Consider the following 25,644-nt stretch of genomic DNA (forward strand, 5'->3'; position numbering starts at 1 on the left):
TGTGAATGGGACTGGGCTCATGCGACCCTCTCCCGGTCGGCAATCCGCTCAAACACGGACTTCAACAACGCCAGGTAGCGGGCCACCGATTCGTGGGCCTCCGGGTTGTCGGGGAACACCGCGGTGGCAGCGGTCTCCTCCCCGACCCGGATCACATAGAGCGACATCTGATACGAGTACCGGCCGTCGCTGTACACCCCGATGTTCAGGTCGTCCAGGCCCGCGGCGATCAACGCGGACAACGGGGCGGCCCCGGCGTCGAGGAAATTGATGACGGGAAAATTGGGCGGCGGTTTGCCCAGGCTGGGTACCAACTCGCGCACCCGTTGGTAGGGCACATCGGCCAGCGTCCTGCCCGTATCGAAAGAGATCTGCGCGGCGTTGGCGGCGTCCGCAAACGAGGACTCCGCGACGGGAACGGTGATCGGGATCAGGCCGGTGAACCAGCCCAGGGTGAGGTCATCGTCCGGAGATCTGCGGGTATCCCGCGGGGTGAGTCCGTAAAACGTGTCCGCACCGGTGAGTTCCCGGTGAGCCAGGCCGCAGCACGCCAGGACACCACCGATGAAACGCGTGTTCGCGTCGGTGCAGGCGGACTCGAAATCGACGGTCTGCGTCTCATCGAGCATGGTGACGGTGACCATGGCCGCGTCACACGGTTGCGCGGGGTCGCCGAGCGGCAGCGGGAAACCGGGCAGGCTGTTGTCGTTGTGTTCGGCGAAGGTTCGCCAGGCTTGGATCTCCGGCGACTCTTCGGTGAGCGCAGAGGTGAACCGGTGCTGACGGACGCAGAACTCGCTGTAATTTCCCGCCGGTGGCAACTCCAGCGGTGCTCCACCGGCGACCAGCGCGTTGTACATGAAGTAGAGCTCCATCAACGTCACGCCGGCGACCGCCGCGTCCACGTGCACGTGATCGATGCTGGCGAAGAAGGTGAAGTGGCTCTTGCCCTGAATGATCCCGAACCGGAAGCAGTCCCACTGCAACGGATCGGGCGTCTCGTTCAACAGAGCGCGTACCTGCGGCAACGCCAGTTCCCCGTGATCGACCGGGACGAACTGGATATCGGCCGGGTCGTCTATGACGTGGCGGATGAGGCGTCCGTCGTCGGTGTGCTCGAACCAGCTGCGGTAGGTCTCGTGCCGCCGCACGTGCGCATTGATGATGTAGTCGATGGCCCGCCGGTCGCAACGGCCGGCCATGTCGCAACTGAGCACCATCAGGCGCGAGTAGTCGAGTCCGACGGCCGTCTGGTCGATGTAGCCGCGAATGTGTTGTTCCTGCATGTAACTGGCAGGCACGGTGTTGACCGGCGCCTGTCGCGCCGCGGCCAGCGCAGCAGCCGACGGCTGCCACACGACGGTGGGCCCGGCCTCGGGCTCCCAGTCCGCCAACGTTCCCAACGCCAATGGCCCTACACGCACGTCTGCTCCTCTACTCGTGCTAACAACGCTTCGGCTGGCAACTCGGGACAGCGACCGGCCGATTCAAACTACCTACCCCCGCGAGACTCCGCATGTTCTAAGCGTGCGGCCAGCTGCTCGCATACGTGCTGCGACAGGCCACGCACCGTGGTGAGCTGAGCAGGACCGACACGGACCCCGGTCTCGGTTTCGATCCGGGTACGAAACTCCAAGCTGGCCAACGAATCCAGGCCGTATTCGGGCAGCGGCCGGTCCGGATCAACGGTACGGCGCAACAGCAGACTGATCTGATCGGAGACCACACGCTGGATCGAGTCCAACCATTCGTCGCGCGGGAGCTCCTTCAGGCCGGCGAGGAACCGCTGCGCGTCGGGACTGCTTCGCCGCACCGGCCGGAACGCTTCGGCGAACGGGCTGCGGTGTGCCAGCGCCGCCAACCACGGTGCACGGGTGATCGGCGCGTATCCAGCGTAGGGGCGGCCATAGCTCAGCACCGCATGGAAGGCGCGGGCGGCTTCGGCGGAGGTGATCGCAGCCGGCACGCCGTCGGCGGAGTCAGCGACACTTCCGGTATCGGCCCACGGCCCCCAGCCGATCACGGTGGCCGGCAAACCCTGGGCCTGGCGCCAGCGTCCGAATGCGTCCAACCAACTGTCGGCTGCTGCGGCGGCGCCCTGGCCGGGCGATCCGATCAGTGCCGCAGTCGAGGAGAACGCGCAGAACCAGTCCAACGGTTGTGCGGTTGCCTGTTCGCGCAACGACCGATGCAGGTTCCACGCGCCGTAGACCTTCGGCTCCCAGCAGCGGTCAACCAGGCCACCGGTGGTTTCGGTCAGCGGTGCGTCGCCCTCCGGGGCGACCGCATGCAGGACGCCGCGCACCGCCAGGCCAGAGGCCGTCGCCGCCGCCACCAGCCGGTCCGCGGTCTGCGGCTCCGCGATATCGCCGCATTCCACCGCAATGTCGGTGCCCCGTGCGCGCAACCGCTCGATAGTCTGTTGCGCTTGGCGATCCGGTGCCGAATCGCCGTTCAGCACGATGCGGCCACATCCCGCTGCGGCCATCTCCGCAGCCAGGTGCAACCCGGCTCCGCTGGTGCCACCGGTGACGATGTAGGCGCCATCGGCCCGGAACGGCCGCGTCTGCGCCGGTGGCACCACCGCAACGGTGCTACCGGTCTGGGGCACATCCAGCAAAACCGTTGCCGCGCAGCCATCGGCGCCCGCCAGTCGCAGTGCGGAGGGCGCATCCAGCAAAGGTCGGTGGATGGTCTTCGGCTGCGGGAGACTGCCGTCAGCCGCCTTTCGGTAGACGGTGCCCAGCAATCGCTGGACCGTTTCTGGATGACTGTGCGCCAGCAACGCCAAGTCGACCACGTGCAGCGACAGGTTGCGACGGAATGGGTACAGGCCCAGCCGACTGTCACCGTAGACGTCCTGTTTGCCCAGCTCGATGAACCGTCCGCCGAAGTTCAACAGTTCGATTCCAACGCGCTGCGCCACCCCGGACAGCGAGTTGAGCACCACGTCGACACCGTAGCCAGCTGTGTCGTGGCGTATCCGATCGGCGAACTCAAGACTGCCAGAGTCATAGACGTGCTCAATACCCATGTCGCGCAGCTGTTGTCGCCGCTGCGAGGTATCTGCGGTGGCGAACACCTGACACCCGACCGCGCGCGCAATCGCGATCGCGGCCTGACCGACTCCACCGGTAGCGCAATGAATCAGCACCTTGTCCTCTGATGTCACGCGCGCCAGGTCGTGCAGTCCATACCAGGCGGTGGCATATGCGGTCGGCCAGGCGGCGGCTTCGGACACCGGCAGTTCCGCCGGCAGGGTGGCCGCCAGCCGGGCATCGCAGGTGATGAAGGTGCTCCAACAGCCGTCCGGAGAGACCCCGCCGACGTGGTCACCCACGCGGTGGCCGGTGACATCAGGGCCGACGGCCGTCACCACGCCCGCGAAATCGGCGCCCAGCTGCTGCAGGCCTGCCTCGATCGTGGAGTACTCGACGGGAGCGGCTCCCACACAGTTGATTCCGGTGGCCGCCACCGCAACCTCGATCTGACCGCTGCCCGGCGCCATCCGCGGGGCGGCGACCGGTTCCCACGACTCGGGGTCAGCGGGATCGCGGCGTTGCAGGCGCAGACAGTCTTGGCCGTGCTGGACTACGGTGGTCCGCCGATCGGCTGGGCCGAGCGGTCCGGGGCGCAGCCGCGCGGTGTACCAGTCGCCGTCACGCCACGCGGTCTCGTCCTCCTGCGACCCGCCCTGAAGTTGCGCCGCAAGCTGCGCGGCCAATGCCTCGTCGTGTTCGGCAGCACTGCCGTCCACATCGATCTGGGTGACCTTCAAGTGCGGATACTCCGAGTCGACCACCCGAATCAGCCCACGCAGGCCCGCTTGCTCCAGGTTGGGCCGATCCTCAGGTCGCACCGCGGCGGCGTCTCGGGTCAGCACATACAGCCGCGGTGACTCCCCCGGAAGCGCCACCATCTGCCGCACGATGTCTAGCAGGTAGGTCACGAATTCGCGGCCGATCCGCGGGGAGTTGGAATCGTTGCGCGCCGGTGGGGTGACCACAACAACTCCGGTCCGGCCATCAAGCATCCCGCTGAGTCCGTCTGCCACGGACCCGCGGTCGATCGGCAGGGAAACCGGGTGCGACTGCGCCCCTTCTCCGTTGAGCACCTCACCGAGGCGGCCGGCCAGCGCATCTGTGGCATCAGCCATGCTCAACAGCAGCCAGCTTCCCGCATCGGGGGCCACCGCAACCGGTTGGTCACGACGCTCCCACTCGATGGTCAGGAGGCGCTCATCAAGGGTGCGTTCGGCGGACTCGCTCTCCGAGCGGCCGGCCTCGAATTGCAGACCCTCGACGGTGAGCAACACATTGCCCGAGACGTCCATCAATTCCAGATCAGCCTCGCAGGCGTCGGATCGCGCTGCCGTCACAGTGCTCAGGCAGTACCGCACGTCGCGGATCAGATGATGGCGGCGCAGCCTGCGCACACCGACCGGGCGCAGTAGTCCCCCATCACCGGCGCGCGGGACGTCGGGTCGCATGACGACCGACATGATGCACGCTTCGAGTAGGGCCGGATGAACTTCATAGAGCGCCTGCTCCGGGCGGGCCGGCCCCGGCAGCGCAACTTCGGCCAGGGCCGTGGCACCGATAGTGTGTCCGCCGTCGCCGAACCGGAGCTCGACCAAACCCGAGAACGCCGCACTGTATTGAATTCCATTACGGGCAGCGGTTTTTCGTAGCTCGGCGCCGTCCACCCTGGCCTGGTGCGCGGCCAGCAACGCGGCGATATCGCGGGTCGATGGCTGCCGAACGGCCGACTGAGCCTGCAACACCGCGGTTGCGCAATCGACACCGTCGCGGCCCTGACGGGTATGCACCGTGAAGTCCAGGACCCCGGGCGCCACCACCACCGCCCCCGAGGACACCGATGTCCGGTCGTCGAGGGTCAGCAGCTGTTCGAACCGAACATCGCGAATCTCGGCTGATTCGCCCAGGCCGGCACGGGCGGCGGCCAGGGCCATCTCGCAGTAGGCGGCCGCGGGCAGGATGGCCGTGTTGTGAACGCGGTGATCGTCGAGCCACGGGTGCGCCACGATTCCCACGTCGCCCTGCCAGACGTGGCGTTCGGGTTCCTCCAGCAGGTGGACGTGGGCTCCCAACAACGGGTGTACCGCCCGGACCGCCGCGCCGCGCGGGGTGGTGTCTGCGTCTTCCCGGCTGAGTATCAGCTCACGGTGGCTCCAGCTCGGCAGCGGCGCTTCCACCAATGCCCCCGACGGGTAGATCGCAGCGAAGTCCACCGCGGTCCCGACACTGTGCAGGTCAGCGACGAACCCGCGCAATCCATTCCAGGGCTGGTGTTCACCCGGGGTGACCGCCAGTGCAGCGATCGGGATATCGAGGTTCTTGGCATTCTGCTCGAGGACCTCAGCCAGCCGTGGGTGCGACGCCAGCTCTCCGAAGACCCGGTAGCCGTCCTTGATCGCCGCCTGCACGGCCGCTGCGAACCGCGCCATGTAACGCAGGTTGTCCGCCCAGTACTGGCCGTCGAATGCCGGCCGGTCACGGGGCGACCACAAAGTCGCGGAGTAGTAGGGGATCTCGGGCTCAGCCGGTTTGAGGTCGGCGAGGGCCAGCGCCATCTCGTTGAGGACCGGCTCAACCTGCGGCGAGTGCGCGGCGACTGCGGTCGGCACCTCACGCGCCGGAACTCCCTGTTGCTGCCAGTCGGCCACCAGGCCCCGAACAGTCGCTGCGTCTCCGCCGATGGTCGTCGACTCCGGCGACTCGACCACAGCGAGCACCGCGTCCGACACGTCACGAATAGACAACTCCGACAGCACTTGCTGCGCAGGCAGTTCCACGGTGGCCATGGCGCCGTTGCCGACGATCCGCGACATCAAACGTGACCGTCGACATACCACGCGCAGCCCGTCCTCCAGGGTCAGTCCGCCGGCTACGACGGCCGCCGCGGCCTCGCCGAGCGAATGCCCGATGACGGCACCCGGCCGAACCCCGTGGGCCTTCATCGCCTCGGCCAGTGCGACCTGGATGGCGAAGTTCGTCGGCTGCCCTCGTTCGACTTCGGTCGGCGGCCGCTCGGCGGCGATGGCTTCGGCGAGTGAGAAGCCGGCCTCTGCCGCGACGACCGGCTCCATCTGGGCGATCGCGTCCGCGAAAGTCGGTTCTTCGGCGAGCAATGCCGCCATTGGCGCCCACGGGGGAGCTTGCTCGGAGAACACCCACACCGGACCGCGGCCATCCGCTTCGATAGCGGGCTGGTACGCCAAGTCGTTGCCGGCGATTTTGCGCAGCGCGTCGCTGAGTTCGCCGAAGTTGCCCGCCGACACCGCCGTTCGTACCGACCGGTGGGATCGCCTCCGCGCCAGCGTGTAGCCGAGATCGGCGAGGCCGACGGTAGTCATCGCGCTGCCGTGTTCGTCGACCCAGTCCGCCATCCGGGCGGACGTCACCCGCAGCTGGTCTGCGGAGTTCGCCGATATCGGGAAGAGCAAGGGCGCCTGCCGGCCGTCTGCTGTCCCCGTCTCCGTGGTCGCATCCGGCACCGCCGACACCGGTGGTTGCTCGACGATGACGTGCACGTTGGTGCCCGACCGGCCATGCGAAGAGACCGCGGCCCGACGCGGATGGCCCGCCTTGGTCGGCCATGACGTATTTTCAAGCGGCACAACCAGGTTGGTTTCTATCCCAGCGAGCTGGTCCGGCAGCCGGGTGAAATTCAGATGTCGTGGGATCGTGCCGTGCTGCAGGGCCAGTATCGCCTTCATCAGGCCCAGCGGTCCGGACGCCGACTGGCAGTGCCCGAAGTTGGCCTTGACCGACGCCACGAAGCAGCGCTGGTCGGTGCCGTAGACCTCGGCCAGGCCCGCGTACTCGGTCAGATCCGCGGCCGGGTTTCCCAGACCGTGTGCTTCAACCAGCTCCACCGTGGCGGCGTCGACGCCGGCCGCGGCCAATGCGGTCTGATACACCGCGACCTGCGCCGGCTGCGACGGCGCCCCGGCCGTTCCGGTGCCGCCGTCCTGATTGGCGGCACTGCCGCGCAGCACCGCCAGGATGCGGTCGTGATCGCGGATGGCCTCGGGCAGTCGCTTGAGAAGCAACACCACGCAGCCTTCACCCGCCACGAATCCGTCGGCGTCGGCGTCGAAGGCCCGGCAACGGCCGGTCGGAGACAATATGCCCTGCTGCGAGCCGGCCACCGACCTGCGGGGGTCGAGCATCACCGATACGCCGCCGGCCAGGGCGAGCTCGCTCTCGCCGACCTGCAGGCTGCGGCATGCCTGGTGGACTGCCATCAGGCCCGAGGAACACTCCGTGTCCACCGTGACTGCCGGCCCGTGCAGTCCCAGGGCCTGCGACACCCTTGCGGACGCGAAGCCGATGCTGGTCGCGGTGAATCCGTACGGTCCCTCGGCGGCGCCGCAGTCGGCGGACAGCTGCTCATAGTCGCTGTGCGTCAGCCCCACGAAGACCCCGGTCTGTGATCGGGTCAAGGCCGCCGGGTCGATTCCGGCATGCTCGACGGCCTCCCACGAGGTCTCCAGCAGCAGGCGGTGTTGCGGGTCGACCGCGATGGCTTCCGGCTCGGTCATGCCGAAGAAGTCGGCATCGAACGCGCCGATGGAGTCCAGGAAGCCGCCCCATCGGGATACCGACCTGCCCGGCTGCCCCGGCTCGGAGCCGTAGTAGGCGTCGACATCCCACCGGTCCGCGGGCACTTCGCCGATGAGGTCGGCACCGCGCAGCAATGCTTCCCAGAACCGTTGCGGAGAATCGATGCCGCCGGGCAGCCGGCAGGCCAGCCCGATAACGGCGATCGGCAGGGCGGACGGGTCGTGAGGAGGGGGAGGAGCGGTAGTCATCGCCCTCGCGAGGTTACAGCACGGTCACGACAAACTTGCGCCTACGTAAACTCAGGTACCAAAAAGAGGCCGCTAAACCACTATTCAAGTCCTCAAGGACGTACCCGCAGTTCACTTTGCGAGGAGGTTCGGATGGGCAGCATCGCGACCAATCCGGCCGCCAGCACGACCAACAGGCCGCCGAGCCCGGCCCGGTCGGCACCGAACAGATCCACGAAGGTGAAGAACAGCGTCGGCGCCAGGAACGTGGCCGCACGCCCGGTGGTGGTGTAGAGCCCGAAGGTCAGGCCTTCCTTTCCGGTGGCGCTCATCTGTAGCAACAAGGTGCGCGCCGAGGACTGGGCCGGTCCGATGAACAGGCACAGCAGCAAGCCGCAGACCCAGAACGTCAGGGGCCCCGACAGTGCCAGCAAAACCAGCCCCACCACGATCATCGACGCCAACGCGCCGAGGATCACCGCCTTGGACCCGATGCGCTCGTCGAGCAGCCCGCCGAGCGCCGCCCCGACCGCGGCCACCGTGCTGGCTGTGACTCCGAACAGCAGCACATCAGCAGCGGAGATGCCGTACACGTTCACCCCCAACACCGCCCCGAACGCGACCACCCCGGTAAGCCCGTCCCGGAACACCGCGCTGGCCAGCAGGTAGTAGACGATGTTGTGGTCACGGCGCCATTCGGCGACCAGATCGGCTCGAAGCTGGCGGAAGCCTTTCGTGGCGGCGTTCGGCAGATCGTCAACGGCGGCATCGGCACACGCCTTTGGCCGTGACCTCAGCAACGGCAACGCGAAGACCAAGAACCACATCGCGGTCAGCAGCATCGCCGCGCGCACGTTCACCCCGTCAGCGGTCGGCAGGTGCAGCAGACCAACGTTGGACCCCTCCCCCGCGACGAAGCCCACGTAGACCACCAACAGCAGTGCCACACTGCCCAGGTAACCGGCGGCCAGACCGAAACCGGAAACCCTGCCGGAGTTCTGCGGTACGGTGACCGACCGCAACATCGCGTTGTAGGGGACGGTGGCCAGATCACTGCAGGCGGCCGTCACGGCCAACAGTGCCAAGCCCGGCAACAGGTAACGCGGGTCATCGCGGATCAGGCTCATCGACGCGGTCAACACGGCAACCGTGCCGGTCAACACGATCAACGCCACACGCCGCCGCCGTGGGTCGGTGATCGAGTTGCCGGTCAGTGGAGCCATCAAGGCCACCACGATCCCGGCAATGGCCATTGCCCGGCCCAGCCAGCTGGCCGGCGAGGTGCCGGCGCCCGCCCCGACCGAGGCGGTCAAGTACACCGAGAAAACGAACGTGATGGTGATCGCGTTGAGGCCGGTGGCTCCGCAGTCCCAGAGCGCCCACGCCAACCACGGGGGTTTCCGCACGGGCACAAACCCTATAGCTGTCGCGCACTCACCTGCCCGCCGGTTCCCATTTCGGCCTGGGATCGAAGCCAGGGCAGGGGCGCATCCGGTGCCGCATCGAACACCCCGCCGGCGGGGTCGTCGGCCCACCCGTGGGCGCGCACCAGATCTTGCTGCGGGAGGTAGATCTGCCGAATCACCAATGCGCACAGCACCACCACCGCCACGTCACGTAGCAGCACGGTGGTGGTGAACCACTGCTCAGGGAGACCGCGATCGGCAACGCTGTAGAGGTAGTACATCCGCGGCACCCAGACCAGCGCATCGACGGTCATCCACACCAACAGCAGCCGGCGGTGCGGCAGCGCGAGCACCGCCAGCGGCACCAGCCACAGCGAGAACTGCGGACTCCACACTTTGTTGGTCAACAGGAACGCCGCGACCACCAGAAACGCCAACTGCGCGACGCGCGGCCGCCGCGGCGCCGTCAGCGCGATGTAGCCGATTCCGATGCAGCACAGCGCAAACAACGCGGCGACGACTCCGTTGAGCACCGTCGGGGGCTGCCACATCCCCAGGTCGCCGTCGAAGCCCTGCCAGCCGGTCAATGACCGGAGCACGTTGTAGAGCGAATCCATGTCATCGCCGCGGCGGGAGTTGAGCCGGAAGAACTCGCTCCAGCCCCGCGGCGCGTACAACAGCACCGGCAGATTCACCACCAGCCAGCTGACCGCGGTGGCCACCACGGTGCGTTTGACCTCCCGCAGCCGGCCGGTACGCAGCCCCAGCACCAGCAGCGGGAACAGCAGCAACAGCGGATACAGCTTGGCGGCGGTGCCCAGACCGAGCAGCACCCCGGCCGCGGTCGGGCGGCGTCGCGCCCAGGCCAACAGACCGGCCCCGGCGAACGCGGTCGCCAACGCGTCGAAGTTGGTGAAGATCTGGAAGATCACCAGCGGCGAAGCCGCCACCAGCGCCGCGTCCCAGATGCGTCGACCGGCCAACACAGCGGTGGACCACACCGTCGCCAGCCAAGCCAGGGCCAGCCCCAGCGCGACGATGTCGAAGAACACCACTACCTCGGCCACCCCGCTCAACGCCGGGATCTTCACCACCTTGGTGATTGCCGTGTATGTCTTCGCCAAAGCCATCGCCGAGTACTGGTACAGACCGGTCAGCACCGGATATTCCATGTAGCGCACGGCCGGCAGCCCGTCGTAGCGGATCTGTTCCTTGCCCGACGAGTCCTTCTCCACCCAGCTGGACTTGTACGGGAACTTGCCCTGATCCAGCAGCTCCGCGGTGTAGAGCGGCACCACGTCGGAGTAGCACAGCTGGAAGTACGCACGCTCGTTGTCCCAGTTGGCCACCCGCTGGTCGGGACTGCCGCTGCCGGTGCTCTGCAGGCACGCCGACTTGGTGGTCCAGCCCAGCGCCAAGAACAGCACGGCGATCAAAAACATCACCCGCAGCGGCGTCATGAACCTGGTCCGCCCGATCAGCGCGTGCCGGCCGACCGGGCCGCCGATGGTGTTCGACAGCGCATGGCCGACGACATCGGTGCGGCTGGGCAGGTCGCGGTCGTCGGCGCTGCGCAGGTCGGCCGCCAGCCGCCGGGGCGATCGCATGGTGCGTTCGGTGGTCTCCTCCGTCACGGCAGAGCCTCCGGCGCCGGGGGCGGCAGGGGCTGCTCCGGGGGCGGCGGCAGAGGCGGAGGCGGCGGCGGGGGCGGGAAGGCCTCCGGCAGCGGGAAGCCCGGCGGCGGAGGCGGCGGCTCGTCAAGGCCCGGTGCAGGCGGCGGCGGATACCAGTCGTTCTGCACCGGTATCGGCGCGCTGGTCGGCACGCCGGCGAAGCCGCCGATCTCGGTGGGCTTGGGAAACTCCACGATCGGGTCACCCGACAGCGCGCCATCCATGCTGGCTTTCCAAATGTCGGCCGGCAGTCCCGCGCCGTATACCGGCCCGCCCCACTTGCTGGTCAGCGGTTCGTCGCCCCCGGTGGTGCCCACCCAGACCGCCGTCGACAGGGTCGGCGTGTAGCCGACCATCCAAGCGTCCCGGTTGGCCCCGGTGGTGCCGAGCTGGGTGGTGCCGGTCTTGGCCGCGGACGGGCGGCCACCAGCCAGGTCGTGCCCGCCCGACCAGCTCGGAATCGCCTTCATGGCATCAGTGACATTGTCGGCGACTGCTTTCGGAACTCGCTGCTCCCCGGAGTCCTTGGTGGTGCCGTCGAAGAGCACCCGGTCGTCGGGACCCACGACCTTCTCAATGAAGTGCGGCCGGTGGTACCTCCCGGAGTCGGCCAGGGTCGCGTACGCCGACGCCATATCGATCACCCGAGTCTGGTACTGGCCGAGCACGATGCCATTCTCCGGGGGCCCGCCCGAGCCGTCCTGGGACAGGGTGTGCGCGACGCCCGGAAAGCTCTCAGCGACGCCGAGCTGGTGTGCGGCATCGGCGACGTCCTGCGGTCCGTGCTTGAGTTTGAGCATCAACCGGTAGTAGACCGTGTTGAGCGACCGCTTGAGTGCCTCAGCGATGTTGCAGACTCCACAGCTGGCTCCCCCCACGTTGCTGATCTTGGTGTTGCCGACCGTCAGCGGGCCGCTGTCGATCTGCTCCCCCAAACCGATACCCTGCTTCAGCGCCGCCACCAAGGCGAACACCTTGAATGAAGACCCGGTCTGCAAGCCGGCCTGGGCGAAGTCGAACCCGCCGACCTCGTCACCACCGTAGTAGGCGCGCACCGCGCCGCTGCGTGGATCGATGGAGACCACTGCGGTCCGCATTGTCGGTTTTTGCCCGGCCATGGTCGCCTTGACGGCTTTCTCCACCGCCCGCTGCGCCTTCATGTCGATCGTGGTGGTGATGCGCAGTCCCTCCATGTTCAGGGTCTGCTCGTCGATGCCGAACATGTCGAGCAACTCCTCGGTGACCTGGCGCTGAATCAGTCCGGCGGGTCCGGAGGCTTGGTCGGCATTGCGCGCCTGGTCAGGCGGGATGGTCGCCGGGAAGACCTGCTTGGCCCGCTCGCTGAGCGTCAGGGCGCCAGTCTGCACCATGCCATCGAGTACCCAATTCCAACGGGCGACCGCGCGGTCCCGATTGATCGCCGGATCCAGCGCCGATGGCCGCTGAATGACCGCCGCCAGCAAGGCGCCCTCGGAGACGGTCAGGTCCTCGACCCGCTTGTCGAAGTACGCGCGGGCGGCCGCGGCGATCCCATAGGTGGTGCGGCCGAAGTAGATGATGTTGAGGTAGGCCTCCAGCACTTCGTCCTTGGACCACTCCCCGGACATCTTGGTGGCGATGACGAGCTCTTTGCCCTTGCGGACCAACCCGCCCATGCCGGCCCGCTCAGACCCGACCAGCGCGTTCTTGACGTACTGCTGGGTGATCGTCGAACCGCCCTGGGTGTCACCACCGGTGAGGTTGTTCTTGACCGCCCGAAACAACCCCGAGACCGAGAAGCCGGCGTTGGTGTAGAAGTCGCGGTCCTCGGCGGCGACCACCGCGTCACGTACGTGGGCCGGCACCCGGTCCAGTTTGATGTCAATCCGATTCCCATCCGGGGGAACGATTTTCGCCAGCTCGGTGCCATCGGCGGCGAGGATGGTCGACACCTGAGTGGTGTGGATGTCACCGGGTTGGGGGATCTCCACGGTGCGGTAGGCCATCCCGAAGGTAACGACCGGCAACGCCAGGAGCGTCGCAGCGGCGGCGTACAGGCCGCGTCTGGCCCAGCGCCACCTCCGGCGTCGACGCGATTCGTACTGATCGGGCTCTGCTGCCAGATCTGTCGGCGATTCGTCTGGGATAGGGGACTTTTCGCGATCCGGGCGTGGCCGCTCCATGGCAGCCTTGACCGCTTCCAGGCGCTCCTGCAGGTCCGCCTTGTCTTCAGTGCAGTCGGCGGACTTGGCTGCGGCTGCGCCGGCGTCCGGCCCGCTCTCTTCATCAGTGGGCGTGGCGTCGGTAGTCGTCAAGAAGTGTTCTTCTTCAGCGCTGTCGGCGCTCGGCGCTGTCGGACCCTGGGCTTTCACCGGTGGCCAGGGCATCCCCGCGGATAGGAGTCGGGCTTCCGGCCCTTCGTCATACCGACTCGGGCGCAACCCATTTCGGCGATCGGCGAAGTGCTCAGCAGCCAGCCGTCCCCCACGCATCGCTGCAGTCGCATGGTCAACAGGTTACTTCCGTGGACTCACCATCGGGTTGAAACGAGGTCACAAACGCACTACGGCGCAGCGGGCGGCTGCTCGGCCGCCGGCGGGCCGCCCGGTTCGGGCGCTTGCGGCACAGCCGGGGCAGGCGGGGCAGGCGGGGCGGCCGTGATGGTGGTGGGCGGACCGATCGGGATGGTGATGCCCGGCGCGATCTCGATCGTCGGCTGGATGACGGTCTCCTCCGGCGGCAACGGCGGGCCGTCGTCCGTGGGCGGGGGCGGGGGCGGTGCGGCCGGGACGCCGGCGTAACCGCCGATCTCGGTAGGCGTGGGGAAGGTTTCGTTGGGGGTGCCCTTCAGGGCGCCGTCCATGGTGGCCTTCCAGATGTCCGCCGGAATGCCCGCGCCATAGACCGGGCCACCCCACTGATTCACCAGGGGTTCGTCTCCCCCGGTGGTGCCCACCCAGACCGCGGTCGACAGCGACGGCGTGTAGCCGACCATCCAGCCGTCCCGGTTGGCACCGGTGTCGCCCAGCTGCGTGGTACCGGTCTTGGCCGCCGACGCCCGTCCGCCGGCCAGGTTGTGCCCACGCGACCATCCCGCGATGGGCTGCATAGCGGAGGTGACGTTGTCGGCGACCGCTTTGGGGATGCGCTGCTCACCGGTGTCTTCGGAGGTCCGCACATCGAACAGCACCCGGCCGTCGGCGCTGACCACCTTCTCCACGAAGTGCGGCGGGTGATAGATGCCGGAGGCCGCCAGCGTGGCGTACGCCGAGGCCATGTCGATGACCCGGGTCTGATACTGGCCGAGCACCACGCCGCCTTCGGGAGGGCCGCCGTCCTGCGACAGCGTGTGCGGCACGCCGGGGAAGCTCTTCGCGACCCCGGCCTGATGCGCGGCGTCGGCGACGTCCTGCGCCCCGTTCTTGAGCTTGAGCATCAGCCGGTAGTAGGCGGTGTTCAGTGAGCGCTTGAGCGCCTCGGCGATGTTGCAGACACCGCAGCCCTCACCCTCGGCGTTGGTGATCTTGGTACGGCCGTTGTCGAGGGTCAGCGGCGAACTGTCGACCTGGTAGCCCAGACCGATGCCCTGTTCGAGCGCGGCCACCAGCGCGAACACCTTGAACGACGACCCGGTCTGCAACCCGGCCTGGGCGAAGTCGAAACCGTTGGCATCGGAGCCCCCGTAGTAGGCGCGCACTCCGCCGTCACGCGGGTCGATGGACACCACCGCGGTCCGCATGTTGGGAATCTGATCTTTGAGGTACGTGGCCACCGCGTCTTCGGCGGCGGCCTGCGCCGCCGGGTCGATGGTGGTGGTGATCTGCAGGCCCTGGGTGTTGAGCGTCTGCTCGTCGATGTTGAACAGCTCGAGCAGCTCCTGGGTCACCTGCCGCTGGATCAACCCGTTGGGTCCGGTGGTGATGTTCTGGGAGCGGGCCAGCTCGGGTGACACGGTGGGCGGAAACTCCTGGGCGGCACGCTCACTGGCGGAAAGGGCCCCGGTCTCCACCATGCCGTCGAGCACCCAGTTCCACCGGTCCAGTGCGCCTTCGGGGTCGACCGCAGGGTCCAGGGTGGACGGCCGCTGGATCAGTGCGGCCAGCAGCGCACCCTCGGCGATGTCGAGGTCCTCCACCGGCTTGTCGAAGTAGGCCCTGGACGCCGCGGCGATCCCGTAGGCGCCGCGGCCAAAGTAAATGATGTTCAGGTAAGCCTGCAGCACATCGTCTTTGCGCCACGCGCTGGACATCTTGGTGGCGATCACAAGCTCTTTGGCCTTGCGGACCAATCCACCCATGCCGGCCCGCTCGGACCCGACCAGCGCGTTCTTGACGTACTGCTGGGTGATCGTCGAGCCGCCCTGGGTGTCGCCGCCGAACAGATTGTTCTTGATCGCGCGGGCGAAGCCCGACACCGAAAATCCCGGGTTGGAGTAGAAGTCGCGGTCCTCGGCCGCCAACACCGCGTTACGCACGTAGACCGGCACCTGGTTGATATCGATGTCGACGCGGTTGCCTTCCGGCGGAACGATTTTGGCCAGCTCGGAACCGTCACTGGCCAGGATCGTCGACACCTGGTTGGTCCGGATGTCGCCGGGCGAGGGTACGTCGGTGATGGAGTAGGCCATAGCGAAGGTGATGACCGGCAACAACAGCATCACCACCACAGCGATACCGAGGCCGCGCCGGATCCATCGCCAGTTCGGCGGATGTGCACGCAGCCACTCCAGCGGATTCGGCGCGACCGGTGCATCGGTGGGGGCGGAGCGCTCAGCCCGCCGCGGCGGCGGCGCGGTCGGCTTCTCCGGCGGCGGCTCGCGCCGCGGGATCCGTCCGCTCAACGCCTGCTCGCGGGGCGGAGGAGCCCCGTCCAGGGCCGCCCGGACCGCGTCGATCGGGTCCCGCAGGTCGGCCGTCACGGCGTCGTCGACCGCCGGAATGATTGTGGTCTGCCGGTCATCAGGTCCCGACGGTGGGCGGCGGCCGGCGTCGGAGGGCCGGGCCGAGCCAGCATCGGACCCGTCGTCGTGATGTTTACTCACTGGCGGTACGGGCTCCGCTGCGTGCCGGCCGTCGACCGCGGGATCCCTTGGGCGGGCTCGCGAGGCCCAACACATACGACTTCACCAGGTGATTCCAGCTGCAGGTCCGGCACACCTCGACGACATACACCGAGAACTCCGAGAACCGGGTGGCCAACAGGACCAGTTCCTCGGCGGTACGCGCCGAGCCCGAGACCGCTCCGAGCTGGTCGCCGTACACCCAGGACACCAGGGTGAGGGGCTCCTTGCGGCAGATGGGGCAGACCACCGCACTGGCCTTGCCGTGGAACTTCGCGGCGCGCAGCAGATAGGGGTTGGCGTCACACACCTCAGTGACCCCGGTGCGCCCGGAGTAGACCTCGGCCAGCAGGGAACGCCGCCGGAGCGCGTAGTCCACTACCTGTCGCTGCAATCGCACGGTCACCAGAGTACGTCGGGTGCACACCGGCGGTGGCGATCAACGCCCCCAACCGGCGGATTCGGCGTCAACGCGGCGCGGCCTTCTTTTACTATCGTCGCCGTGGCGACACGGCAGACCGCGGGCACTCGGGCCAAAGACAGCGACCGGGACGACGTCTGCCGAATCCTGGACAGCGCTCTGGCCCAGGGGCAGGTGTCCAGCGCCGAACACCAGGAGCGCATCAGCGCGGCCACCCGCGCCGTGACCCTGGGAGACCTGCATTCCCTGGTCGGTGACCTGCAGACCGAGACCGCGCCGGTCAAGCTGCCGACGCTGCGCGGTCCCGCCGAGTTCGGCGTGCGCGGTGTCGCCGTCAAGGCGCTGGGCGCACTGGGCGCCGCGTTGGTGGCGGGAATGCTGCTCGGTTGGGCGATGTACGGGAACACCAGCTCGCCGCTGAGCTTCACCTCGGATCCTGGCGCCAAGCCGGACGGTGTCGCGCCGGTGGTACTCACCCCGCCACGACAGCTGCAGTCCCTGGGCGGGCTGACCGGCCTGCTGGAGCAGGCTCGGCAGAAGTTCGGCGACACCATGGGCTACCGGCTGGTGGTCTACCCCGACTACGCATCGCTGAATCGTCCCGACCCGACCGAAGAGCGCCGCAAACTGGACTACTCCTACCGCGGCGGCTGGGATGACCCGTCGACCTCGTCCAAGAGCAGCGATGACGTGCTCGTCGATCTGAGCGCATTCGACGTGAAAGCCGCGGTCGGCATCCTGCGCGGGGCTCCCGAGACGCTCGGGATCAAACCCGCCGACGTGAAAAGCACCTACCTGATCGTCGATCCGGCGCGGGATCCCACCACACCGGGGGCGCTGTCGCTGTCGGTGTACGTTTCCAGCGACTACGGCGGCGGCTACATCGCTTTCGCCGGCGACGGAACCGTCAAGCGCATCAATTACCCGTCCTGACCGGCGGGTTTCACGCTATTGAACATCGGGCGAACAGTAGCCACTTGGGCTTGGTTATATCGGCGCGATACTATGGCGCGAACCGTCGACCGGACGTAGCTACACCATCTCAGGAGGTGACTGGAGTGCTTGAGCTTGCGATTTTGGGCTTGCTGCTCGAGTCTCCGATGCACGGCTACGAGCTGCGGAAGCGGTTGACCGGTCTGCTGGGTGCGTTCCGGGCGTTCTCCTACGGCTCGCTGTATCCCGCGCTGCGGCGCATGCAGCTGGCTGGGGTGATCGCCGAGGACGCCGCGCCGACGGGGACCCCGGTGCGCCGGGCCCGACGGGTGTACCGGCTGACCGACGCCGGCCGTCAGCGGTTCAACGAGCTGGTGTCCGACACCGGTCCGCAGAACTACACCGACGACGGCTTCGGAGTCCACCTGGCGTTCTTCAACCGCACCCCCGCTGAGGCGCGGATGCGGATTCTCGAAGGCCGCCGCCGGCAGGTGGAAGAACGCCGGGAAGGTCTGCGCAACGCGGTGGCACGGGCCAGCAACTCATTGGACCGCTACACCCGCCAACTGCACCAGCTCGGGCTGGAGTCCAGTGAGCGGGAGGTCAAGTGGCTCAACGAGTTGATCGCGGCCGAACGCGTATCGCAGGGCTCGTCCGGGGGCGACGAGCGCGCGCAGCGCGCGAGGAGAGACCCGGCGGCATCGAACCGCGCCGAACAACCCTGATCCCGCGTACGGACGCGGGTATCGGGACAACACAACACAGCACTTCAGCATTGAAAGCAGAAAAAGGAGAGCGTCGAAAATGACTGAGCAAACGACGGATGTGCGGGTCGCCATTGTCGGCGTCGGCAACTGCGCGTCCTCGCTGGTCCAAGGCGTCCAGTACTACCAGAACGCCGACGACACCTCGACGGTCCCCGGCTTGATGCACGTGCGCTTCGGCCCGTACCACGTCCGCGACGTGAAGTTCGTCGCGGCGTTCGACGTGGACGCCAAGAAGGTCGGCTTCGACCTGTCCGAGGCCATCTTCGCCTCGGAGAACAACACCATCAAGATCGCTGACGTGCCGCCCACCAACGTGATCGTGCAGCGCGGCCCGACCCTGGACGGCATCGGCAAGTACTACGCCGAGACCATCGAGGTCTCCGACGTCGAGGCCGTCGACGTGGTCGCCGCCCTGCGCGAGGCCAAGGTCGACGTGCTGGTCTCCTACCTGCCCGTGGGCTCTGAAGAGGCCGACAAGTTCTACGCCCAGTGCGCCATCGACGCCGGTGTGGCGTTCGTCAACGCACTGCCGGTGTTCATCGCCTCCGACCCGGTGTGGGCCAAGAAGTTCGCCGACGCCGGCGTGCCGATCGTCGGCGACGACATCAAGAGCCAGGTCGGCGCCACCATCACCCACCGGGTGATGGCCAAGCTGTTCGAGGACCGCGGTGTCACGCTCGACCGCACGTACCAGCTCAACGTCGGCGGCAACATGGACTTCAAGAACATGCTTGAGCGTGAGCGGCTGGAGTCCAAGAAGGTCTCCAAGACCCAGGCCGTCACCTCTAACCTGACCGGCTCGCTGGCCGGCAAGGTCGAGGACAAGAACGTCCACATCGGCCCGTCCGACCACGTCGCCTGGCTCGATGACCGCAAGTGGGCCTACGTGCGGTTGGAGGGTCGCGCCTTCGGTGACGCGCCGCTGAACCTGGAGTACAAGCTCGAGGTGTGGGACTCGCCGAACTCGGCCGGCATCATCATCGACGCGGTGCGTGCCGCCAAGATCGCCAAGGACCGCGGCATCGGCGGACCGATCCTGCCGGCGTCGGCATACCTGATGAAGAGCCCGCCCAAGCAGCTGGCGGACGACGTCGCGCGCGCCCAGCTCGAGGAATTCATCGTCGGCTAGCGGCCGCCGCTGCGCACCGCACATGACTGACGACGAGCTGGCCGGCCTCTCGGAGTTCGCCCTCTTGGGAGGCAACGCCGAGCAGGCCGGTCTGACCGGTCCGTTGCTCGACGTGGAGCGGATCGAGGCCGGTGAGGTCAGTGCGCTGCGCTGGGGTTCGGCGCCGCCGCGGGTGGTGTTCCTGCATGGCGGCGCGCAGAACGCTCACACCTGGGACACCGTCATCCTCGGGCTCGGCGAGCCCGCGCTGGCGGTGGACCTGCCCGGCCATGGCCGTTCGGCGTGGCGTGCGGACGGCGACTACTCACCGCAGCGCAATGCCGCCACTTTGGCGCCCGTACTGCAGGAGCTGGCCTCCGATGCCGAATTGGTGGTCGGTATGTCGCTGGGCGGGCTGACCGCGATCCGCCTGGCGGCCACCGCCGGCGAGCTGGTGCCCCGGTTGGCGATCGTGGATGTGACGCCGTCGGCTTTGCAGCGCCATGCCGAGATGAGTGCCGCCGACCGCGGAACCGTGGCGTTGGCCCAAGGCGACCGGACCTTCCCCGAGTTCGAGTCGCTGCTGGCCGTCACAGCGGCCGCGGCGCCGCACCGCGATGTGGAGTCCCTGCGACGCGGGCTGTTCCACAACACTCGTCGGTTGCCCGACGGCAGTTGGACGTGGCGCTACGACACCATCCGCTCGGTCGGCGACTTCACCGAGCTGTGGACCGATGTCTCGGCGATCACCGCGCCGACCACCTTGATCCGCGGCGGCGATTCGTTCTTCGTCACCGCCGACGACGTCGCCGAGTTCACCCAACGCTCGCCGGGGCTGACCACCCACGTGGTGGACGGTGCCGGACACTCCGTACAAAGTGATCGGCCTCGTGTCCTGGTCGAGCTGCTTCGGATGGCCCTCGCCGAGAACCGGAGCTGAGACGGCCGCAGCGACACCGGCGGTTCAGCGAGGCTCGACGAAGGAGAGGCGAAGCTGGAAGCGCCGCAGCGACACCGGCGGTTCAGCGAGGCTCGACGAAGGAGAGGCGAAGCTGGAAGCGCCGCATCAGCACCGCGGTTCCGGGGATAAGGTGGCGAGATGGCCCGGCCCATCCGCATTGCCGTCCAACTGCAGCCCCAACACGCCGCGCACTACGGCGCCATCCGCGACGCGGTCCGGCGTTGCGAAGACCTCGGCGTCGACATCGCCTTCAACTGGGACCATTTCTTCCCGCTCTACGGCGACCGCGATGGACCGCACTTCGAGTGCTGGACCATGCTGGCCGCCTGGGCCGAGCAGACCTCGCGCATCCAGATCGGCGCGCTGGTGTCGTGTAACTCCTATCGCAACCCGGAGCTGCTCGCGGACATGGCCCGCACCGTCGACCACATCAGCGACGGCCGGCTGATCCTGGGCATCGGCTCGGGCTGGAAACACCGGGACTACCGGGAATACGGCTACGAGTTCGGCACCGCCGGCAGCCGCCTCGACGACTTGGCCGGCGCGCTGCCCCGGATCAAAAGCCGTCTGACGCAGTTGAATCCGCCGCCTACCCGAGCGATCCCGCTACTGATCGGGGGCGGCGGGGAGCGCAAGACCCTGCGCTTGGTCGCCGAGCACGCCGACATGTGGCACAGCTTCGCCGACGCCGACGCCTACCCGCACAAGGCAGCCGTGCTGGCGGAGCACTGTGCCGCCGTCGGGCGAGACCCCGCCACCATCGAACACTCGGCGGCGCTGGGCGGCGACCAGACCCGGGGCACGGTGGCCGAATTGCTGGCCGAGGCCGACGCACTGACCGGACTGGGGGTCCGCCTGCTGACCATCGGCAGCAGCGGACCCGACTACGACCTGTCCGCCGCCGAGGCGCTGTGCCGATGGCGCGACCAGCAATAAGGCTCGCGGCGTTCATCGCCACGTGCATGATCGTGGGCGGACTGGCGGCGGTGCCGCCGGCCGGGGCCGCCCCGGACCTGTGCACCCCGCCCGGGGAGCAGGCCGCGGTCGCGTTGCCGGTCAAACTGGCCAACGCCAAGCGGCCACGCGAGGACAAATACACCACGGCCGGCGTCGAACCGCTCAGTTCGATTGACGTGACCAAGCTCGGGCTGGGCACCCCCGGAGTGTTGACGGTCGGCACGCTGACCGAAAGCCCACCGACGAACTGCATCAACGCCCACGGCCGTTACAGCGGGTTCGACAACGAACTGCTACGGGCCATCGCCAAGAAGCTGGGCTTGCGGGTGCATTTCGTCGGTACCGACTTCTTCGGCCTGCTGGCCCAGGTGGAGTCGGGACGCTTCGACGTCGGGTCGGCGTCGATCAACGCCACTGACGAGCGCCGCCGCACCGTCGGCTTCACCAACGGCTACGACTTCGGGTACATGGCGCTGGTGGTCCCGGCCGGATCCGGGATCACCGGATTCGACTCCCTGGCCAGCGGTCAGCGCATCGCGGTGGTCCAAGGCACGGTCGAAGACGCCTACGCCGTCGACGCCCTGGAAGTCGAACCGGTGCGGTTCCCCGACTCGGTCACGCTCTACGCCAGCCTGAAAAGCCACCAGGTCGACGCGTGGGTGGCCCCGTCGCTGACCGCACTGAACCTGTTGAAGCCGGGTGACCCGGCACAGATCGTCGGCTACACGTTCAGCCCGGCCGGCTTCGAGGCGTACGCGGTGGCCAAGGGGAACCAGGCGCTGATCTCGGCGCTGAACTCCGGCTTGGACGCCGTCATCGAAGACGGCACCTGGCCGCAGCTGTTCACCGACTGGGTGCCGCGGCCGTTGCCGCCGGATTGGCAGCCGGGTTCCAAGTCGGCGGCCACCCCGCACCTGCCAGACTTCGCCGCGATTGCGGCCCGGCATCACCGGCCCGAGTCGGAACCGTACACACCCAAATCGACTCTGGCGCAGCTACGCGACTCCTTCTTCGACTGGCAGTTGTACCGGCGCGCCCTGCCCGATCTGCTCAAGACCGGCCTGCCCAACACGGTGCTGCTGACGGTGAGCGGCGGCGTCATCGGCTTGATCGCCGGCCTGGGGCTGGCCGTGGCCGGCCTTTCGCGCAGCCGTTGGCTGCGCTGGCCGGCGCGGATCTACACCGACATCTTCCGGGGGTTGCCCGAGGTGCTGATCATCCTGCTCATCGGCCTGGCGGTCGGGCCGCTGGTGGGCGGCCTGACGCACAACAATCCCTATCCGCTGGGGATCGCGGCCCTGGGGCTGACCGCGGCGGCGTACATCGGAGAGATCCTGCGTTCGGGCATCCAGAGTGTGGAGTCCGGTCAGCTGGAGGCCTCGCGCGCACTGGGTTTCGGCTACCCGGAGGCGATGCGACTGGTGGTGATCCCGCAGGGCATCCGGCGGGTGCTGCCGGCACTGGTCAACCAGTTCATCGCCCTGCTCAAAGCGTCGGCGCTGCTGTACTTCCTCGGCCTGGTCGCCGGTCAGCGGGAGTTGTTCCAGGTGGGACGCGACTTCAACGCCCAGACCGGCAGCCTGTCCCCCTTGGTGGCCGCAGGCATCCTCTACCTGGCTCTGACCATCCCGCTGACGCACCTGGTGAACGTCGTCGATCATCGGCTGCGGCGCGGCAGGCCCCCCGAACCCGACGATGCCGTCGAGCTGAGCCCGGCGATCTCCAGTCAGGAGATGACGTGACGGCGCCCGCAGCGCGCGAGCCGGTGTCGCTGGCGGCCAAAGGAATTGAGTTGTCCTTCGGCAAACACCAGGTGTTGCGCGGAGTCGACCTCGACGTGCCGGCGGGCGCCACCGCCGCGGTGATCGGCCCCTCCGGGTCGGGTAAGTCGACGATGCTGCGCACCTTGAACCGGCTCCACGAACCCGATGCCGGCGACGTCCTCTTGGGCGGCCGATCGGTGTTGGCCGACGACCCCGACGAGCTGCGGCAGCGGATCGGGATGGTGTTCCAGCATTTCAATCTGTTCCCGCACCGCAGCGTGCTGGACAACATCACGCTGGCTCCGCGCAAGCTGCGCGGGATGTCCGACGACGCCGCCCGCGAACTGGCGCTGGGGCTGTTGGATCGGGTCGGGCTGAAGAAGAAGGCCACCTCCCGCCCCTCGGCGCTCTCCGGCGGCCAGCAGCAACGGGTGGCGATCGCCCGCGCCCTGGCGATGCAGCCGCAGGTGATGCTTTTCGACGAAGCCACCTCGGCGCTGGATCCGGAGTTGGTCAAGGGGATCCTGGCATTGATCGCCGAACTCGGGGCCGACGGCATGACGATGGTGGTGGTCACCCATGAGATGGGCTTCGCCCGCTCGGCGTCGGACACGGTGGTGTTCATGGACCGGGGCCAGGTCGTGGAGTGCGGGCCGCCCGATCAGATCTTCGACAACGCCGAGACGCAGCGGCTGCAGAAGTTTCTGTCCCAGGTGTTGTGACAGCAACCTGTACGACTTGTCAACCCGCTTCACAGTCACCCGTTAGACTGGCGAACTATGACGGAGAGCAAGGCCGATACGCCGCAGGTGACGGCGATCGCAGAAGGCTTGCACCGTTCGCTGTCCAAACTGTTCTCGATCCTGCGTCGCGGCGATATCAGCAGAGGCACCCCGACTGGCGAACTCACGCTGGCTCAGCTGTCGATCCTGATCACGCTGCTGGACCGGGGCCCCATCCGGATGACCGAGCTGGCCGCCCATGAGCGGGTCCGCACCCCCACCACCACAGTGGCGATCCGCCGCCTGGAGAAGATCGGTCTGGTCAAGCGCAGCCGCGATCCCTCGGATCTGCGGGCCGTGCTGGTCGACATCACCCCCGAGGGTCTGGCGAGCCACCGCGAGTCGCTGGCAAACCGGCACGCGGCGTTGGCGGCGATGCTGAACAAGCTCAGCCAGGAAGAACTCGACACCCTGACCCGCGCGCTCGAGCCCCTGGAGCGGCTGGCGACCTGTGATGGTGTCGAACCGGCAGCCGCCGGCGATGCGGGCTGCCCCATGGATTGCGGTTGATGCCGACTGCGCTGATCACCGGAGCCGGTGGTGGTATCGGTTCGGCGATAGCGGCGGCGTTGGCGCCGACCCACACCCTGTTGCTCGCCGGTCGCCCGTCGGCGCGGTTGGACGCCGTGGCCGAACGGCTCGGCGCCACCACCTGGCCGCTGGACCTGGCCGACATCGACGGGATCGAGGCGGCCACCGAGATCGTCGACGAACTCGACGTGTTGGTGCATAACGCCGGGGTGATGCTGCCCGGTGCCGCCGGCGAGTCCTATATCGAGGAGTGGCGGGCCACCTTCGAGGTGAACGTATTCGGTGCGGTGGCCCTGACCCTGGCTCTGTTGCCCGCGTTGCGGGCGGCCCGCGGGCAGGTGGTATTCATCAACTCCGGTGCCGGGCAACGGGTTTCCCCCGGAATGGCGTCGTATTCGGCGAGCAAGTTCGCGCTGCGGGCGTTCGCGGATTCACTGCGCAGCGACGAGCCCGCACTACGGGTCACCACCGTGTACCCGGGCCGGGTCGACACCGACATGCAACAAGACCTGGTCGCCTACGAGGGCGGCGAGTACAACCCGGCCCGATTCCTGCGTCCCGACACCGTCGCCGAAGTGGTGGCCGCCGCGATACGCACACCCGCCGAGGCACAGCTGCAAGAAGTGGTGGTCCGGCCGCGCTGAGCTATCGGGTTTCCTGCCGCCGCACCCGGAACAATCTGGTCTCGCCCTCCACACCCTTGAGCGCACGGGTGCCGACAAACGACCAGGCGTACCCCGGAGCCTCCCCGACGGCCTCGCGGGCCGCGCCCTCCGTCATGACCTCACCGGGCTCGGCGACGCTGGTGACCCGGCTCGCGACATTCACCGGGCTGCCGAACCAATCCCGGGCGCGGCGTCGGACGACACCAGCATCACCGCATCGCCGATCGTCTTGACCAGCCGCACCGGAGGGTGGACCACCTCGTGGGCCAGATCGGCAAGGCGCTCAACGAGTCCCACCAATTCTTCGGGCGGTATCGCCTCGCCCAGCCGGGTGAACCCGACCATGTCGGCGAAGGCCACCGCGAGCTGCCGCGCCCCGGGAAGCGCCACGCCGGCCGCCCGCTCGGTGGCGTTGACCTCCTCACCCTCCAGCACCCGCCGTAGCTGGACAAGCAGAACGTCGCGAATCATGTCCCCCAACAAGGGTGTAACGGTTCGCACGATTTCCTCGTGCGCTTTGGCGACCTCAACCTCGGTGAGACCCGGCCGCATGATCGCCGAGATAGTGCTGTACCGGAATGCCGGAACCGCCCGGGAAATGCCCTCGGAAAGCCGGCGAATCATCAGCAGCACTTGGCCCGGGTCCAGTCCGGCCCCGATAAGTTGCTGCAATCGCGCGGCGGCCTCGCCGTCAGCCCGCAAAAGCAGGGCGGCATCGGGATCATCCAACCGCGGCAGCCCCAGCGCACGTTCGATGCCCTGCAACAGGGGCGTCGAGACCGTCGAACAGCCCCAACTCCGCCAGCGTCTCGTGGAATGCTTC

Annotated in this window: 16 protein-coding genes and 1 pseudogene; 9 read left to right on the forward strand and 8 right to left on the reverse strand. The window is 67.8% G+C overall.

All coding sequences use genetic code 11. The annotated features are described in order from the left end of the window. Positions 1-17 precede the first annotated feature (17 nt). The 7 genes from N416_RS0113965 to N416_RS0113995 all read right to left on the reverse strand — a co-directional run bounded on the left by N416_RS0113965 (position 18) and on the right by N416_RS0113995 (position 16,333). Positions 18-1,424, reverse strand: coding sequence for a condensation domain-containing protein (locus tag N416_RS0113965; RefSeq protein ID WP_024442726.1), 1,407 nt, complete (start codon positions 1,422-1,424; stop codon positions 18-20). A gap of 68 nt (positions 1,425-1,492) precedes the next feature. Further along, positions 1,493-7,837 carry a type I polyketide synthase gene (gene pks2 / locus N416_RS0113970; protein WP_051190274.1) on the reverse strand — a complete coding sequence of 2,115 codons (6,345 nt, stop codon included), beginning with the start codon at positions 7,835-7,837 and terminating at the stop codon, positions 1,493-1,495. Positions 7,838-7,929: 92 nt separating this feature from the next. Then, positions 7,930-9,222, reverse strand: a complete 1,293-nt coding sequence (locus N416_RS0113975) for an MFS transporter (RefSeq protein WP_231384264.1) — start codon at positions 9,220-9,222, stop codon at positions 7,930-7,932. Between the two features lie 11 nt (positions 9,223-9,233). Next, on the reverse strand, positions 9,234-10,829 hold the full coding sequence (locus N416_RS0113980) for a glycosyltransferase family 87 protein (protein WP_051190277.1): 1,596 nt from the start codon (positions 10,827-10,829) through the stop codon (positions 9,234-9,236). Between the two features lie 23 nt (positions 10,830-10,852). After that, the gene (locus N416_RS0113985) at positions 10,853-13,261 is read right to left on the reverse strand and encodes a transglycosylase domain-containing protein (protein WP_024442730.1); all 2,409 of its coding nucleotides are present in this window, start codon (positions 13,259-13,261) and stop codon (positions 10,853-10,855) included. A 176-nt stretch (positions 13,262-13,437) separates the two neighbouring features. Further along, positions 13,438-15,990 (reverse strand): transglycosylase domain-containing protein, encoded by a 2,553-nt coding sequence (locus tag N416_RS0113990; RefSeq protein WP_081654574.1) that lies wholly within the window; start codon positions 15,988-15,990, stop codon positions 13,438-13,440. Then, entirely contained in the window at positions 15,908-16,333 is a 426-nt protein-coding gene (locus N416_RS0113995) for a DUF5318 domain-containing protein (RefSeq protein WP_024442732.1), read from the reverse strand. The genes N416_RS0113990 and N416_RS0113995 overlap by 83 nt, the downstream gene beginning before the upstream one ends. Before the next feature lie 102 nt (positions 16,334-16,435). Here N416_RS0113995 and N416_RS0114000 point away from each other — a divergent pair, with 102 nt between their 5' ends. The 9 genes from N416_RS0114000 (at position 16,436) to N416_RS0114040 (ending at position 24,800) form a co-directional block, all read left to right on the forward strand. Beyond that, positions 16,436-17,287 carry a DUF1707 domain-containing protein gene (locus N416_RS0114000; protein ID WP_024442733.1) on the forward strand — a complete coding sequence of 284 codons (852 nt, stop codon included), beginning with the start codon at positions 16,436-16,438 and terminating at the stop codon, positions 17,285-17,287. Positions 17,288-17,412: 125 nt separating this feature from the next. Further along, positions 17,413-18,012 carry a PadR family transcriptional regulator gene (locus N416_RS0114005; RefSeq protein ID WP_024442734.1) on the forward strand — a complete coding sequence of 200 codons (600 nt, stop codon included), beginning with the start codon at positions 17,413-17,415 and terminating at the stop codon, positions 18,010-18,012. A 79-nt stretch (positions 18,013-18,091) separates the two neighbouring features. Beyond that, positions 18,092-19,183 (forward strand): inositol-3-phosphate synthase, encoded by a 1,092-nt coding sequence (locus N416_RS0114010; protein WP_024442735.1) that lies wholly within the window; start codon positions 18,092-18,094, stop codon positions 19,181-19,183. Positions 19,184-19,205: 22 nt separating this feature from the next. Further along, positions 19,206-20,102, forward strand: coding sequence for an alpha/beta fold hydrolase (locus tag N416_RS0114015; protein WP_024442736.1), 897 nt, complete (start codon positions 19,206-19,208; stop codon positions 20,100-20,102). Between the two features lie 159 nt (positions 20,103-20,261). Next, positions 20,262-21,059, forward strand: coding sequence for an LLM class F420-dependent oxidoreductase (locus tag N416_RS0114020; protein ID WP_024442737.1), 798 nt, complete (start codon positions 20,262-20,264; stop codon positions 21,057-21,059). Continuing rightward, a complete protein-coding gene (locus N416_RS0114025; RefSeq protein ID WP_024442738.1) occupies positions 21,041-22,822 on the forward strand; it encodes an ABC transporter substrate-binding protein/permease in 1,782 nt (593 codons plus the stop codon). Before N416_RS0114020 ends, N416_RS0114025 begins: the two co-directional genes overlap by 19 nt. After that, positions 22,819-23,565 carry an amino acid ABC transporter ATP-binding protein gene (locus N416_RS0114030; protein WP_024442739.1) on the forward strand — a complete coding sequence of 249 codons (747 nt, stop codon included), beginning with the start codon at positions 22,819-22,821 and terminating at the stop codon, positions 23,563-23,565. The genes N416_RS0114025 and N416_RS0114030 overlap by 4 nt, the downstream gene beginning before the upstream one ends. A gap of 57 nt (positions 23,566-23,622) precedes the next feature. Next, entirely contained in the window at positions 23,623-24,135 is a 513-nt protein-coding gene (locus N416_RS0114035; RefSeq protein ID WP_024442740.1) for a MarR family winged helix-turn-helix transcriptional regulator, read from the forward strand. Then, a complete protein-coding gene (locus N416_RS0114040) occupies positions 24,135-24,800 on the forward strand; it encodes an SDR family oxidoreductase (protein ID WP_024442741.1) in 666 nt (221 codons plus the stop codon). The genes N416_RS0114035 and N416_RS0114040 overlap by 1 nt, the downstream gene beginning before the upstream one ends. A 1-nt stretch (position 24,801) precedes the next feature. Here the strand turns inward: N416_RS0114040 and N416_RS21690 are convergent. Beyond that, positions 24,802-25,586: pseudogene (locus N416_RS21690) on the reverse strand (adenylate cyclase regulatory domain-containing protein). Positions 25,587-25,644 lie beyond the last annotated feature (58 nt).

It is taken from the genome of Mycobacterium sp. UM_WGJ, from assembly GCF_000455125.1.
Lineage (GTDB): Bacteria > Actinomycetota > Actinomycetes > Mycobacteriales > Mycobacteriaceae > Mycobacterium.

Excerpts from the sequence above, each read along its gene's own strand:
- pks2 (WP_051190274.1), bottom strand. The coding sequence starts at position 7,837 with ATGACTACCGCTCCTCCCCCTCCTCACGACCCGTCCGCCCTGCCGATC.
- N416_RS0113980 (WP_051190277.1), bottom strand. The coding sequence starts at position 10,829 with ATGCGATCGCCCCGGCGGCTGGCGGCCGACCTGCGCAGCGCCGACGAC.
- N416_RS0113985 (WP_024442730.1), bottom strand. The coding sequence starts at position 13,261 with ATGCCCTGGCCACCGGTGAAAGCCCAGGGTCCGACAGCGCCGAGCGCC.
- N416_RS0113990 (WP_081654574.1), bottom strand. The coding sequence starts at position 15,990 with ATGTGTTGGGCCTCGCGAGCCCGCCCAAGGGATCCCGCGGTCGACGGC.
- N416_RS0114010 (WP_024442735.1), top strand. The coding sequence starts at position 18,092 with ATGACTGAGCAAACGACGGATGTGCGGGTCGCCATTGTCGGCGTCGGC.
- N416_RS0114015 (WP_024442736.1), top strand. The coding sequence starts at position 19,206 with ATGACTGACGACGAGCTGGCCGGCCTCTCGGAGTTCGCCCTCTTGGGA.
- N416_RS0114020 (WP_024442737.1), top strand. The coding sequence starts at position 20,262 with ATGGCCCGGCCCATCCGCATTGCCGTCCAACTGCAGCCCCAACACGCC.
- N416_RS0114025 (WP_024442738.1), top strand. The coding sequence starts at position 21,041 with ATGGCGCGACCAGCAATAAGGCTCGCGGCGTTCATCGCCACGTGCATG.
- N416_RS0114035 (WP_024442740.1), top strand. The coding sequence starts at position 23,623 with ATGACGGAGAGCAAGGCCGATACGCCGCAGGTGACGGCGATCGCAGAA.
- N416_RS0114040 (WP_024442741.1), top strand. The coding sequence starts at position 24,135 with ATGCCGACTGCGCTGATCACCGGAGCCGGTGGTGGTATCGGTTCGGCG.